Origin of the sequence: Coleofasciculus chthonoplastes PCC 7420, from assembly GCF_000155555.1 — a bacterium.
GTDB classification, from domain to species: Bacteria; Cyanobacteriota; Cyanobacteriia; order Cyanobacteriales; family Coleofasciculaceae; genus Coleofasciculus; species Coleofasciculus chthonoplastes_A.
This window is the reverse complement of the sequence record NZ_DS989861.1, coordinates 82,762-96,035: the sequence shown is the minus strand read 5'-3', so window position 1 is coordinate 96,035 and position 13,274 is coordinate 82,762. Positions and strand designations below refer to the sequence as shown.

The window sequence follows — 13,274 nt, the reverse complement described above, 5'->3', positions numbered from 1 at the left end:
GTTAGCGGTAAAACCCGCCCCTACAGAACGTGTAGGAAACGTCTGAGGTGAAGGTTTAGTCCGCTTGCGGTACATCAGCTCGAACAAATGCGGCTATCTGTAGATCCTGATTATCTATCTCTAATTGTAAGAGTCTGACCGTAATCCCAGCATCTTCCAAGCTACGGAGATTGGCGCGATCGCTTAATCCCTTGGCGAAGCCTTCAACCAAGGGAGACGGTAACGCTTGACCATCAACGGTTACTTTTGGTTCAATCAGTTGCAAGCGATGTCCGGCTTCAATCCCCAATCCAGATTCCACAACGATGGCTAGGGATTGACGATTCCCTTCCACCGCATCCACTTGGAAACGCAGGCGATTATTTCCCAGCAACTCTAATCGAGGATTGAGAAACTGGTAACGTTGTGCGGTATCTCTGGAGAGACGACTACCGAGTTGTTGTAATTTTGCAGCAACTCTAGGAGACTGAAGCATCTGGTTGAGATCCGATTCGGTTAAAACCAGACGCACCCCTGCTTGTAACGGTTGACGTAACGAGGCTAAGGGCGACGTTTGACCCTCCTGTCTCAGACGGTTGATATCCAGATTAATCGGATCAGTTTCGACTTCTAGAACATCAATCCGAATGTCTGGTGTCAACCATAACCCTCGACCCGCAATCCGGACTTGTTCGAGTTTCCCTTGCAAAGCTCGATAATTCGGCGTATTGTCAATCCGCACATCAAGCTGTTCAACTCTCTCCAATTGAGAACTCAGGACATTTTCCACCACGCGATCGATGATTAAGCCCGGAGGGGAAACCAGCGTGAGTAACGCCGATAGGAGGATGCTCAAAATTTCCATATTTCCGTTGAGTTGTTTACATTACTTAACATCTAACCCCTAAATCTTTAAACTTTATTGCAGTTTTATTACAGAGTGAGAGCCGATTGCCATAGGCATGATACCTTCAATGAGGTGTTGACGAAAAGCACAGCCTTAGGAAAGGAGGACATTTTGGATTTGCGTTCTGCTCAAACCCCCAACGACTTTGTTCATGAAGATATTAGTGAGTACGTGGCTCAGCTCCAGCTACACATGGCGTTACAAGCCCGGAATTTAGTCCCGACTCTCACCAAAGCAGTAGATAGCCGAGAGCAGTTGTTACAGCAAACCCAAGCCACCTTGGAAAAGCTAGCGTCTCGACAGGCGGTTTAGTTGAGTGGTGAGTGTTGACCCTTCGCTTCGCTCAGATAACCGATTTGGTAGGGGCGGGTTTCACAACTATCGTTTCTGATCTCACCCTAGATGTAACTAAACCCGCCCCGACTGAGTGTTGTTTGACATAAGACATAAGACATAAGACAAATAATTAACGACTCGCCAAAATTAAAGCATCGGCGTAGTTTAAAGCCTCTTGCCACACAGCATAGCCGCGTCTGGCGAGATGAATCCCATCAGTAGTTAACTCCCGTTGCATTTGACCCTGATTATTCACAAACAAATGGTGCAGGTTAAGATAGCCTGCACCTTCTTGCTGTGCGATCGCGGCGATTTGTTGATTCAGGTTGCGGATGCGATCGCTGGGAATAGCGCTTAATCGTGTGGGTAAAATAGACTGAACAATAATTTGGGCTTGTGGGTGGTTTTGGCGTAAGCGCTGGATGATGTGGCGGGTATTATCGAGAATCACGCGATCGCGAACCCCCTGACGCAAGTCGTTGGTGCCAGCCATGACATAGATTGTATCGGGTCGGGTTTGGGAAAAAGCCGAGAGTCGCTCCAGAATTTGGCTAGAGTTTTCCCCAGAAATCCCCTGATTCAGCCAAAATTGACCGCTAGGTAGGTTGGCTGTAGGAAACCAAAGACTCAAGGAATCGCCCACTAAAATAGACAGACGATTATTCCCCTGTCCCCTCGCCATCGCTTTCGCTTCTTCTGCAAGTAGCTGTTTCCATTGAGTATGAGTGGGTTTAGCCAGTGTCGCTTTACTCCAAACCGACTGGAAACTATCAGCCGGGAGGCGGGTATAGGTTTGACCTCTATTTAATGCGGCTAATCGTTGATAATAGAGTTGGGTTCCCGATTTAGGGGAAATGTTACGTTGAGAGTTAGTAGTAAGCGCTTGATTCGTGGTGGCACTAAAGTGCCCACTACTAACCGATGAACTAAACTCAACACCAGGGATTTCCACCCCAGAGATCATCGGTTGAGTGACGACGGAGTGCGAGTGATCAGCTTTAGCGGAAGCCAACAAAGCCGACAAATTCTCGAACAGGTTGGGAACCAGTGGTGGTGGCGGGGGTGCAGATACGGGACCAACGGTAAGCAGACTGGCTGCTAGTAAATAGGGATCGCTCATGGTACATTCCATTACTCTCTCTTTTTCCTTTGACAGGAATTTGCCAGAGTATCAGGAATATATGGCAGAAGGCAGGAGGGTTCTCACTGTTCCCTGTTTCCCCATCTCAAAAAGCAGGGGAAGCAGGGGAAGCAGGAAAAGCAGGGGGAGGGAACGTTATATCTTTGAATGCAACTTGGTATGGTATCACTTCTGCTTCTGTTGATCTCGCAAAAAAGCAATAATGACAGCTTTTCTCAGGGTTGCCTCGATGGAATTGATAAAGCCTATCGCAACGAATAGATTATTCATTGACAATTGTATAGTTTGTAAAGCATTGTTGACTTCTGTGTGATTGTCCTCGATCCATTTTTCCAGAAATTTATGCTCTGTTAACGCTTCGTCAATATCATTCTGGGAAAAAAATCGCTGCAATTTGGATGATTTTTTCATGGAGTTAATTCTCTTGTCCAAATCCTCTCCAGATGAGTTCACTTGAGGACGGGTGAATAAGGCAGAAATTTTTGGCATGATTGATGTGGGACGAACGGTTTCACTTAATATATTGACACAGTTCAAAGGTGTTTTGTTTAGAAATATATACGGCAATAAGCGTAAAAAATACTACGTCAATTATCGTAAATCTTGTTAGGTATTATTTTTTCATAAAAGATATAAATCAGCCAAAAAGATGACATGGAAATAAATGAAATTTGTCCGCCTAAGCTTTTTGAAAAATTCATACTTTAGAGTGAAAAACAAAAAGCAGCACTTCGCTATAATGATAGATTGAATAAAAAACTGGAGTGAAATCTACACGATGGCAGCAATGAAATTCAACGTTCCGAGTATTGCTTGTGATGCTTGCGCCAAAACCATTAGCGAAGGGATTCGTACTCACGAACCTGAAGCGAAAGTCGATGTTGATGTGGCAAATAAGACGGTTAGCGTGGAAACTGAGGCGTCTCAGGAGTCGATTAAACAAGTCATTACTTCAGTTGGGCATCAGGTGGAATAATATCTAATCTGGCATTATAGAACCCCCTGTTCTTTGTAAATTGTAGAAATAGTAGAGACTTTGCATGCATTGTAGAGACGCGCCATGGCGCGTCTCTACTAAACAAATTAGCCTGAAATGGCTGAGACTGTTGGCATTTGGGAATCTGAACGGTTTGCTCCCAAGCGCGATCGCACTTCCAAATACACCAGCAAAGCATTAATATCAGCCGGGTTCACCCCACCAATGCGAGAAGCTTGACCAATTGTCAGGGGTTGAACCTGGGAGAGTTTCTCGCGAGATTCCTTGGATAAGGTTTCAATGGCATCATAATCCAGATCCGTGGGTAATCGTCGCTGGCTTTGACGGGACACTTGATCAATCTGATTTTGCTGGCGTTGCAGATATCCGGCGTATTTGATATCGATTTCCGCGCCGTCTCGTTCAGCTTGATTGAGACTGGAGTTTCCTAATCCGTAGTGATCCAGATTGGTATAGTGGAATTTGGGACGACGCAGCAATTCAGCCAGGGTAATCGAACCCTTAATCCGTTGCTGAGTATCCGACGCGATCGCAACACCTAATTCCTCATGTTCTTTGATCCGTACAGTCTGAAGTCGTTCCTTCTCAGCCGCAATATTGGCTTGTTTTTCAGTATAAAGTTGCCAACGGCGGTCATCAATTAAGCCAATCTCTCGTCCCAAAGGAGTCAGACGGCGATCGGCGTTATCGGAACGCAGGAGTAAGCGATACTCGGAACGGCTGGTTAGCATCCGGTAAGGTTCTCGCAAGTCTTTGGTACATAAATCATCAATTAATGTGCCGATATAGCTTTCCTCACGGGGGAACACCAACATCTCTTGATGTCGCACATAGCGTACTGCATTAATCCCCGCCACAATCCCCTGGGCGGCGGCTTCTTCGTACCCCGTTGTTCCATTAATTTGTCCAGCGCAGAATAACCCCTCAATTTTTTTGGTCATTAACGTGGGAAAACACTGGGTTGCAGGGAGATAATCATACTCCACCGCATACGCCGGACGCAGCATAGTACAGTGTTCTAATCCAGGGAGCGATCGCAGCATTTGCAATTGTAGATTCTCTGGTAATCCTGTCGAGAATCCCTGGATATAGAGTTCGGGAATGTCTCGCCCTTCCGGTTCAATAAAGATCTGATGGCTTTGCTTATCCGCAAACCGGACAATTTTATCTTCAATACTGGGACAATAACGGGGTCCTTTGGCATCCACCCAACCCCCATAAACCGGAGACAGATGTAGATTATCCCGAATCAACTGATGCGTTTGTGCCGTGGTACGGGTAATATAACAATTCATCTGTTCCCGTTCCACCCACACCTCTGGGTCAAAGCTGAACCAAGACACCACCTCATCCCCAGGTTGAGGTTCCATCTTACTGTAATCCACCGATCGCTTATCCACCCGCGCCGGGGTTCCTGTTTTCAGGCGTCCGGTTTCAAATCCCAGTCGGTTCAGAGTTTCCGTCAATCCCACGGCGGCAAATTCTCCAGCGCGTCCAGCGGACATTGACTTATTTCCCACCCAAATACATCCACCCAGGAACGTTCCCGTTGTTAATATAACCGCAGGGGCTTGGAATGCTACACCAAAATAAGTCTGAACACCGATAACCTGATCATTCGCCCCCAGGACTAAATCCGTCACCATCCCTTCACGGATTACCAGATTCTCCTGGTTCTCGACAATCCGTTTCATCACCGCCGCATATTCCCGCTTATCGGTTTGCGCCCGTAACGCCCAAACCGCAGGTCCGCGCGACTGATTCAGTACCCGCTTCTGGAGATAGGTTCGGTCTGCCATTTTGCCAATTTCTCCCCCCAAAGCGTCTACCTCGTGGGCGAGTTGGGATTTAGCCGGGGCACCCACAGCGGGGTTACAGGGTTGCCAAGCGATTTTATCCAGGTTCAGCGTAAGTAGGAGGGTGCGACATCCCAGACGGGCGGCGGCGAGTGCGGCTTCGCAGCCAGAATGTCCAGCACCGACAACGATGACATCAAAAGCGTCTTGGAAATCTACGGGGGAATTTGTGGTCATGGTTAGTGTTTGAGTGACAAGGACTCATGGTTCATTCTACCGAATTCCCTGGTAGAGACGCGCCATGGCGCGTCTTGACATTGATATCGGGGCAGATTTTACCGTTATCGTTATTCAATGTAGGGGCGCAAAGCTTGCACCCTTAAACATGATGTCAGTCAGTGGACACAATAAAAGCTAACGGTAGAAATTGTTATTTGTCCTTTGTAAGGGACTGTGGGCTTCTCCTGCAAGGCTTCCCGGATTGCGCGTTTTATAGTGAAGCGAACGCAAGAGTCCTGTCGATTTTATGGGCGCACGTCGGTGCGCCCCTACAGTTTCTGGATGTAATTCTAATTCATCAAATAAGCCAGTAGGGTGGGTTTCGACTTCGCTCAACCCACCAGCCTTAATTCAGGTAAGCGAACCTTATCCAGCAGCTAATAGCACTCCCACAATCGAACCTAAAGCATTTGCCCCTGCATCTCTTTCCGTGTCATTCTGACAATAAAAATCAGTCAAATTGTATTACAATAAATCAACTTAAATCAGGGCAAGGATGAGAATTGAGGAGTGGCTAAGATGAGCGAATATGATTCGCCATGGAAAGAAAGCATTTCGCTATATTTTCGGGAGTTTTTGAGTTTCTTCTATCCACGCATAGAAGAGGACATTGATTGGGAACGAGGATTTGAATTTTTAGACACTGAGTTACAACAAATCAAGCGAGAGACAGAAACGGGGAGGAGAGATGCGGATAAGTTGGTGAAAGTCTGGCGGCGTAGTGGGGAGGAGGAATGGGTTCTTGTCCATGTGGAGGTGCAATCACAGCGTCAAAGTGAGTTTAGTGAGCGGATGTACCTGTATCATAGCCGGATTTTCGATCGGTATCGTCGCAGTGTGGTGAGTTTGGGAATACTCGGCGATGAGCAACCAGGGTGGCGCCCCAATCGGTATGAGCGTGAATTGTGGGGGTGTCGGGCAATACTGGAATTTCCGATGGTGAAACTGCTAGATTACAGTATGGATGAGCTTGCTCGCAGTCAAAACCCATTGGCAGCGATAGTACAGGCGCACCTTTCTGCCCAAGTTGCCGGGAAAGATGTTGGGGTGGGATATGAAAGTAAGCTGTCTTTGATTAAGAGTTTATATGAGCGGGGGTATGGGCGAGAGGATATCGTTCAATTATTTCGATTAATCGATTGGTTTATTGCTCTACCAAAGAGAGAAGAGGAGCGATTGTGGCAAGAGATACAAACGTTAGAAGAGGAGAGAAAAATGCCTTATATTACCAGTATTGAGCGAATCGGAATCAGGAAAGGCTTGGAGCAAGGGTTACAGCAAGCAAGACAAGAAGATATTGTCCGTATTCTTGAACTTCGGTTTGAAGAGATTCCGCAGAAATTGAGGGGATTAATTGGAAAAATTGAGGCTCTTGAGGTGCTAAATACTCTTCTGGTTCAGGCGGTGACAACTCAATCCTTAGAGGCATTTGAATCTGTGGCGAATCAATATGTTACGGAGGAGGGATCGGGATTGGAGAACACAGATCTGAGTTCGGGTGAAGAGGCAAATGAGACGTAAACAAAGAGTTAGGTTTTATTGAGTAATAATTTATTTGGTGGGCATTGCCCACCAGCCTTAAATTAATGACATCAAACAACAACAGTATGCTATCCATGACCAATGACTCAATATCTTAAAAATCAACGCCTGAAGCTATTGCTTATCAGTCCAACTGAAACCCATTTAACTATTCTTTTGAAATAAACAGTAAAAATCCACGACTGTAATAGTCGTGGATTTTGCAACTGAGGCTCTCTTCTAGTCCTGCCGAAGCAAGGCTTTTAGTTATCCCAAATTCCAAGGGTTAGGAGGACTTTAAAAACGTTATTCGCTGGCGCTACCCGTAATAATTTTGGGATACAATCATCTTGGGTTAACGACAGGTAGATGAGGCGTGAATGTTAGCTTACAGCTAGTGCGGTCAGAAGTAATACATTGACGAATAAAATAGCACACGCCCCTTGAAAAGCATAGCGACGCTGTTGTTCACTATTGGGATATTCAGCATAATATACAGGGGTTTCGATCGCGTAGTTGTTCAGTTGTCCGTCTTGGTTGATTGTGGTGTACATCTGAATCTCTCTCCTCTGTTTTGTTTGTTCTCTCTGTTGTTTATAACTTTAACCAAGGTCTTTACAGAAACGCAATAGATATGCTATTGAATCTTGTTCTGCTTTTTATAAGATGAGCTTATCAAAAGCTAACCGTACTATATACCTAGGCAATAATACTGACTTAACTCCATCACAGCCAGTTTTCCCCTAGAACTTCTCCATGCCATTCATCAAAAGACTGGACTTTGCGTCTGTTAAGATAGATCAGCCACAGTTAGATTCACCGTTCTACTGTAAAGATGGACAACACACTGAACAGGCTTCGCTGCGTGAAACGAAATTTGGGTTACCGTGTCGAAGATGCCATGAGACACTTATCCAACAACGTGAGTCCGTCAGAAATAGTTAATCAAAAGGAAATTAGAGTAGTTGGCTTAAAACGGAGTGGAAATCATGCCATTATCAACTGGATCAGAAAACAACACCACGGTGAAGTATGGCATTTGAATAAGATTCCAGTAAAACGGAATCCATACCGTTTCTTGTATGAACATTATCCCAAAGAAAAATTAAAGCAGGAAGCCAAAGGCAATTTCACAAAAAAAGACTGTTTAATCTATAGCTATGAAGATCATGCGCTTGAGCAAATCACTGACAAGGAGTTTGACAAAAAAAGTGAACTGTACTTGGGCAAAAGTGCAATCAAATACGATGTAATTATCTTAAGAGATCCCTTTAATATGCTGGCAAGCCGATTTAAAAAGGGATATATGAAGGTAAAATGTCCGGATAGAACATTAGTTGAACTGTGGATATCATACGCTCAAGAATTCTTGGGAGAAACGCAGTTCTTGAAAAATAATAAAATCGTGGTTAATTATAATCAGTGGTTTATTGATGTGGACTATCGCCAGCAACTAGCCAAGCAACTTAATATCAAGTTTTCTGATGCAGGTTTTAATGATGTAAAAGGGCAAGGTGGTGGGAGTTCTTTCGACGGAATTGCATTTCGGGGGAAAGCGGCTGAAATGGATATTCTTAACCGATGGAAAGTCTTTGCTGATCAGCCACAATACCAAAAACTCATCGATAATACAGAACTTCAAGACTATTCAAAACGAATCTTTGGTCATATTCCCGGAACGGAACGCTATTTTTGAGAGATTTCCTTATGGGAGCATCTTACTTGACAGGTGTTCTAAAGTTACCTGCGTCGGAAATTTATGCAAACCCTTACAGCGCAAAGCGCTGTAATAAAGTACAGTAGATCAAAGTCCCCCTTCCGTCCCCCTTAAAAAGGGGGAGACCAGCGGATGCTTCGCGTTTTCTTCCATGGGGGAAACCAGAGGATGCTTCGCTTTTTTTGCTTATGGGATTTAGGGGGATCGACAATGTACCGCATAGCAGAGCAAACTGCTTTATCCATCAACTGACTTTTCACGTCATCTAGAAAAATCGATATTAAACCTAACCCCCCAGCCCCCTTCCCTGCGTAGCTTGCTTCCCCGAAGGGGTGGGAAGGGGGAGAATTAACCCGATTTCACTCTTCAGCGCGTTGGCTCAAAACATCTGTAACTATTCAACCCAATGTCTGATTAATTCCCGAATATAAGGAAGAATAATCTTCATCCGCTAACCCAGCGTTTTTCGCCTTTTCAACAACCTGGCGCACACCCGCCAAACTACTCGCTTCTAACCCTTCGGCTTTTGCCTCACTAAGGAATAAATTAATATCTTTAAGTAAATGTTTCAGAGGAAAATTGGGATCAGCAAAATTACTGTCTTGCATCCGATTTAACTTCTTATCAAACGTCGGTGCATACAGCGCACTGTCTCGCAGCAGTTCCATAAACTTGTCTACATCCACCCCCTGACGCTTTACAAATCCCAAACTAAGGGCAAATCCGGCGGTTAACGAGGCAATTAATTGATTTAAGGCTAACTTTGTGGCGGCGGCGGTTCCCACGGGACCCATTAATAGGGGTTCTCCAAAATTTTTGAGTAACTCTTGCCATTTTTGAAACTGATCTTCAGACGCCCCTACCATGACTTGCAGCTTGCCATCTTTGACTTGCGGAATACTCCCTAATACAGGCGCTTCTAGATACTCACCCCCGACGGCTACGATTTGATTTTGAATATCTTGGCTTTGTCTGGGGGAAATGGTTCCCATTTGAATCACGGTGCGTCCTTTTAATGCTTCTTGGCAACTATCAGATAGTGCCACCTGTCGAATTGCATCAGCATCCGCCAACATTAAAATAACGCAATCGACAGCCGCGATCGCATCCGCCGCCGAATCAGTCGTTTCGGCTCCTGAATCCTTTAGAGGTTCTAGCTTAGATAAGGTGCGATTGTACGCCACGACTGGTATTTCCGCATCCAGTAACCGTTGCGCCATGGGTTGTCCCATTAATCCTGTACCGAGAAATCCTACCTTAACCATGTATTTGTTTTGGGGTTGACTACATCAAAACACTCCCTTGCAATCTTGCACCCACTGCTTGACTCTGACACCTATCTGTTGAGGGATTTCTTTTTTTCTGAACATAAGACAGATCGAAGGGTAGGAGGGTAGGAGGGTAGAAGGTAAAAATCATATCGTATTGTAGGGGCGGGTTTAGCCATTTAATTGACGAATATACCGAAAACTTATCAACAAAACCCGCCCTCTTGCCGTTTAGATTTAAGACATAAGACGAATAACATAAGGCATAAAACAATTACCCTTTCCACCAACGCTCCTCTTGCACAAGTGTATGCATTTGCCAATTCGGATCAGGTTGAGGATAATCTAAGCGGTAATGTCCGCCACGACTTTCTGTCCGAAACAAAGCGCTTTTCAAAATTAAGTAAGCTATATCTAATAAGTTAGAGGTTTCTCCCCAAGTTCGCACCAGGTAATCAGCATTTGGAACATCAAGTTGAACTGTCTTCTGTGGCGTTAAATTCCGTAACTGTTGGCTTAAAGGCAACGCAGCCAATTCGGACTGCCAGACTTCCACCTGCGCGATCGCACGTTCTAACTTTTGTGCAGATCGACAAATCCCAGCACTTTGCCAGACTAAACGTTTTAACTCATCTTGTATCGCCAGCATTTTATCTGTTTTCGTAGCTTCATCGGATAAGGTTAAGGGAGAAATAGAAGCTGAGTCCTGATTCAAGACCGATTGATCGGGTGTTAATTCTCCCAACTGAGCGCCAAATACAATACATTCCAATAGCGAATTACTGGCTAGGCGATTCGCACCATGAACACCCGTACTCGCCGTTTCACCCACGGCATATAAATTAGGAATAGAGGTAGAGGTCATTAAATCTGTAGCAATTCCCCCCATCCAATAATGGGCGGCGGGGGTGACAGGAATCATATCCCGAAATACATCAACCCCCCATTGCTGACAAACTTGGATAATATTCGGAAATCGGTGGCGAATGCGATCATCGGGAATGGGGCGCAAATCTAAATAGACATGACTGGTGGCTGGATCAGGTTTAGTTTTCTGTAAATGACTAAAAATCGCTCGACTCACCACATCTCTAGGCGCAAGTTCGCCATCAGGATGATACTCAAAGGCAAAACGGTGTCCCTGATCATCCACCAGATGCGCCCCTTCTCCCCGCACCGCTTCGCTGATCAGAAAATGAGGCGCTCCCGGTTTGGTTAAAGCCGTGGGATGAAATTGGACAAATTCCAAGTCTCTGAGAATCGCACCCGCCCGCCACGCGATCGCGACTCCATCTCCGGTACTGACATCGGGATTCGTTGTCTGGGCAAAGACTTGACCGCCGCCTCCTGTAGCCAGGACAACCGCACCCGCCCGTATCCAACTGATTTTACCTTGATACATGAGTTGGACACCCTGACAATGACCTGTTTCAGGATTCAGCCAGACAGATAAAGCAAATGCCTGCTGAAGCACCGTAATATGAGATTGGCGCAAGACTAAGGCAGTCAGCGTACTCACTACAGCCCGCCCTGTGGTATCCGCCGCATGGAGAACCCGGGGACGAGAATGAGCCGCCTCTAAGGTTAAGGCTAACTGCTCCCCCCGTCGATCAAACGTCACCCCCATCTCCACTAACGAGCGAATGCGATCGGGTGCTTGTTGAGCCAAAAACTCCACAGCATCAGCGTCACAAAGCCCCGCCCCTGCCCGAAGTGTATCCTCAACATGCAACACTGGGGAATCTCCGGGGGCAATAGCCGCCGCAATACCGCCCTGCGCCCAGTCACTGGCACCGATGGATAGAGTATCTTTGGTTATCAGTGCAACATTTAAGCGATCGGGTAGACAGAGGGCGGCATAAAGTCCAGCCGCGCCAGCACCTACAACGATGACATCAAACTGGGTTGGCTGATGGAGTGGCGATTGAGAATTGTCAGGAACAGAAATCATCAGGAAAATGGGTTTGAAACCCCGTCCTTTTAGGACGGCTTTACATTGAATTGAATCCCCTCGCGGGGTGGAGGGGTATGGTTGCCCCTCCGTTGGGGTATGGTTGCCCCGACTCTTTCGAGTAAAGTTAGCTTCGCCAATGTTTCAAGAGCTTGTTAGGCTGAAAGCACTGTCCCAGTGACCTTAGAACTGTTTAACCTTCAGCGACAGAGCAAGGAACTAGCTTCGCATTCCAGGGTGTCGTGACTCAAAAAACGTAGTCAGTTAAGACTTAGGCTGGTCAGAATGGCTTGTCAGATTGCTCTTTCAAGCCTCATGGCTTTAGGCTGAGGTTCCTGACAGTTAGTCCAAATATAGTCAAATATTTGAGGAGACATGGGAATCTTCACCTCCCCAAGGGCAATGTAGAGACTAAAATGCAACGTCTCTACACAGGTTTTCATCCCTCTACCCTCTGTCATCTGCCTTGATCCTTGTGTAAAAAATAACCCACCCCCCAACAGGAGTGGGTTGAACTAGGAATTTCCTGGATTATCCGAGTTTAGTAAACGCCGGGATTGTAGCGGTCGTCACCTTCGTTGTAAACGTCCGCTGTATCGGTCACAGTGAATGCATCCAGATTGTCTTTTAGCACCTGCTTTTGCCGATCAGTCAATCCGGGAATCTCCAGCACTTCCTCTACATCGTCGTAGGGAGCATTCTGGATGATCAATGATGCTAATGTCGGGAACATGCCCCGATACTTGCGAAACGCTCGGATATGAGTATTGTTCAAATCCAGCTTTTGACCATACTCTGTTTCCAGCTTGGCATCGGCTGGATTCCGTAGAGTCGTCTCAGCCAGTAACATCGGTGACCCATTCGGGAGCGCGTTACTCAAAGACACGCCCGGAGTCCAGGACATTGGTGCTGCGATCGCGCTTTGGGAGAAACCCAACCATCCTAAGCAGCCCACTAACAGTCCCCATACCACTAACACACGAACCAATCGTTTCATTAACTCTCCTCCTTACTCAAACACATTGAAGACCAAGAGAGAACTGCCGTTCTACAACACTTGGACAAAGCTAGACAATATTGGATCTTCTTAGACATCATCCGGATTGCTTCCTGTTTCACTCTGGCGGTGTCGGCACTCAACCAGTCCACAGGCTTAACATCGGACGGAACTCGCCCTACTTAAAATCTGTATTTGTTTTCTATCCTCTCATCTTAAAAAACCTGCTGGAGACCCTCGCTTTTAGCGACGGGAGGAAAGCAGGGCAGGATGTACTACTTTCCTTGGACAAAATTGGTGGGGGAGTATGGTTGCTCCCCCCTTGGGGTATGGTTGCCCCAACTCCCTTTCGGGGTAAAGTGGGTCCTCGCCAATGTTAACGGTC

14 protein-coding genes are annotated in these 13,274 nt (G+C 46.2%); 4 read left to right on the top strand and 10 right to left on the bottom strand.

Annotation, left to right across the window (positions count from 1 at the left end; all coding sequences use genetic code 11):
- Nucleotides 1–55: 55 nt before the first annotated feature.
- Nucleotides 56–844: an LmeA family phospholipid-binding protein gene (locus tag MC7420_RS25295; protein WP_006104020.1), complete on the bottom strand. Its 789-nt coding sequence runs from the start codon at nt 842–844 to the stop codon at nt 56–58.
- Nucleotides 845–997: 153 nt separating this feature from the next.
- Between MC7420_RS25295 and MC7420_RS25290 the strand changes: the two genes are divergently transcribed.
- A complete protein-coding gene (locus tag MC7420_RS25290; protein ID WP_006103978.1) occupies nt 998–1,198 on the top strand; it encodes a hypothetical protein in 201 nt (66 codons plus the stop codon).
- A gap of 154 nt (nt 1,199–1,352) precedes the next feature.
- On the opposite strand, the gene MC7420_RS25285 is transcribed toward MC7420_RS25290, so the two are convergent.
- Entirely contained in the window at nt 1,353–2,342 is a 990-nt protein-coding gene (locus MC7420_RS25285) for a GDSL-type esterase/lipase family protein (protein WP_044209667.1), read from the bottom strand.
- Nucleotides 2,343–2,528: 186 nt separating this feature from the next.
- A complete protein-coding gene (locus MC7420_RS25280; RefSeq protein ID WP_044209632.1) occupies nt 2,529–2,852 on the bottom strand; it encodes a hypothetical protein in 324 nt (107 codons plus the stop codon).
- A gap of 298 nt (nt 2,853–3,150) precedes the next feature.
- Between MC7420_RS25280 and MC7420_RS25275 the strand changes: the two genes are divergently transcribed.
- Nucleotides 3,151–3,339 carry a heavy-metal-associated domain-containing protein gene (locus tag MC7420_RS25275; protein WP_006103988.1) on the top strand — a complete coding sequence of 63 codons (189 nt, stop codon included), beginning with the start codon at nt 3,151–3,153 and terminating at the stop codon, nt 3,337–3,339.
- A 107-nt stretch (nt 3,340–3,446) separates the two neighbouring features.
- Here MC7420_RS25275 and mnmG read toward each other — a convergent pair whose 3' ends face one another.
- Together mnmG and MC7420_RS40375 are read right to left on the bottom strand one after the other, a co-directional pair.
- Nucleotides 3,447–5,393, bottom strand: a complete 1,947-nt coding sequence (gene mnmG / locus MC7420_RS25270; protein WP_006103990.1) for a tRNA uridine-5-carboxymethylaminomethyl(34) synthesis enzyme MnmG — start codon at nt 5,391–5,393, stop codon at nt 3,447–3,449.
- A gap of 177 nt (nt 5,394–5,570) precedes the next feature.
- Nucleotides 5,571–5,771, bottom strand: coding sequence for a hypothetical protein (locus tag MC7420_RS40375; RefSeq protein WP_006103911.1), 201 nt, complete (start codon nt 5,769–5,771; stop codon nt 5,571–5,573).
- A gap of 183 nt (nt 5,772–5,954) precedes the next feature.
- Between MC7420_RS40375 and MC7420_RS25265 the strand changes: the two genes are divergently transcribed.
- The gene (locus tag MC7420_RS25265; protein ID WP_006104085.1) at nt 5,955–6,956 is read left to right on the top strand and encodes a hypothetical protein; all 1,002 of its coding nucleotides are present in this window, start codon (nt 5,955–5,957) and stop codon (nt 6,954–6,956) included.
- Nucleotides 6,957–7,339: 383 nt separating this feature from the next.
- Here MC7420_RS25265 and psb34 read toward each other — a convergent pair whose 3' ends face one another.
- Nucleotides 7,340–7,510, bottom strand: coding sequence for a photosystem II assembly protein Psb34 (psb34, locus tag MC7420_RS40370; RefSeq protein ID WP_006103939.1), 171 nt, complete (start codon nt 7,508–7,510; stop codon nt 7,340–7,342).
- Between the two features lie 311 nt (nt 7,511–7,821).
- On the opposite strand from psb34, the gene MC7420_RS25255 reads away from it, so the two are divergent.
- Nucleotides 7,822–8,652 (top strand): hypothetical protein, encoded by an 831-nt coding sequence (locus MC7420_RS25255; RefSeq protein WP_232231783.1) that lies wholly within the window; start codon nt 7,822–7,824, stop codon nt 8,650–8,652.
- Nucleotides 8,653–9,071: 419 nt separating this feature from the next.
- Here MC7420_RS25255 and MC7420_RS25250 read toward each other — a convergent pair whose 3' ends face one another.
- The 4 genes from MC7420_RS25250 to psbU form a co-directional block, all read right to left on the bottom strand.
- Nucleotides 9,072–9,938 (bottom strand): NAD(P)-dependent oxidoreductase, encoded by an 867-nt coding sequence (locus tag MC7420_RS25250; protein ID WP_006103958.1) that lies wholly within the window; start codon nt 9,936–9,938, stop codon nt 9,072–9,074.
- Between the two features lie 277 nt (nt 9,939–10,215).
- On the bottom strand, nt 10,216–11,892 hold the full coding sequence (gene nadB, locus MC7420_RS25245; RefSeq protein ID WP_006104014.1) for an L-aspartate oxidase: 1,677 nt from the start codon (nt 11,890–11,892) through the stop codon (nt 10,216–10,218).
- A 293-nt stretch (nt 11,893–12,185) separates the two neighbouring features.
- Entirely contained in the window at nt 12,186–12,353 is a 168-nt protein-coding gene (locus tag MC7420_RS40365) for a hypothetical protein (RefSeq protein WP_157453320.1), read from the bottom strand.
- A gap of 80 nt (nt 12,354–12,433) precedes the next feature.
- The gene (gene psbU / locus MC7420_RS25240; RefSeq protein WP_006103935.1) at nt 12,434–12,889 is read right to left on the bottom strand and encodes a photosystem II complex extrinsic protein PsbU; all 456 of its coding nucleotides are present in this window, start codon (nt 12,887–12,889) and stop codon (nt 12,434–12,436) included.
- Between the last annotated feature and the right edge of the window lie 385 nt (nt 12,890–13,274).

What these genes read in the sequence shown, in the direction of transcription:
- MC7420_RS25295 (WP_006104020.1), bottom strand. Translation starts at nt 844, where the DNA reads ATGGAAATTTTGAGCATCCTCCTATCGGCGTTACTCACGCTGGTTTCC.
- MC7420_RS25285 (WP_044209667.1), bottom strand. Translation starts at nt 2,342, where the DNA reads ATGAGCGATCCCTATTTACTAGCAGCCAGTCTGCTTACCGTTGGTCCC.
- MC7420_RS25280 (WP_044209632.1), bottom strand. Translation starts at nt 2,852, where the DNA reads ATGCCAAAAATTTCTGCCTTATTCACCCGTCCTCAAGTGAACTCATCT.
- MC7420_RS25275 (WP_006103988.1), top strand. Translation starts at nt 3,151, where the DNA reads ATGAAATTCAACGTTCCGAGTATTGCTTGTGATGCTTGCGCCAAAACC.
- mnmG (WP_006103990.1), bottom strand. Translation starts at nt 5,393, where the DNA reads ATGACCACAAATTCCCCCGTAGATTTCCAAGACGCTTTTGATGTCATC.
- MC7420_RS25265 (WP_006104085.1), top strand. Translation starts at nt 5,955, where the DNA reads ATGAGCGAATATGATTCGCCATGGAAAGAAAGCATTTCGCTATATTTT.
- psb34 (WP_006103939.1), bottom strand. Translation starts at nt 7,510, where the DNA reads ATGTACACCACAATCAACCAAGACGGACAACTGAACAACTACGCGATC.
- MC7420_RS25250 (WP_006103958.1), bottom strand. Translation starts at nt 9,938, where the DNA reads ATGGTTAAGGTAGGATTTCTCGGTACAGGATTAATGGGACAACCCATG.
- nadB (WP_006104014.1), bottom strand. Translation starts at nt 11,892, where the DNA reads ATGATTTCTGTTCCTGACAATTCTCAATCGCCACTCCATCAGCCAACC.
- MC7420_RS40365 (WP_157453320.1), bottom strand. Translation starts at nt 12,353, where the DNA reads ATGACAGAGGGTAGAGGGATGAAAACCTGTGTAGAGACGTTGCATTTT.
- psbU (WP_006103935.1), bottom strand. Translation starts at nt 12,889, where the DNA reads ATGAAACGATTGGTTCGTGTGTTAGTGGTATGGGGACTGTTAGTGGGC.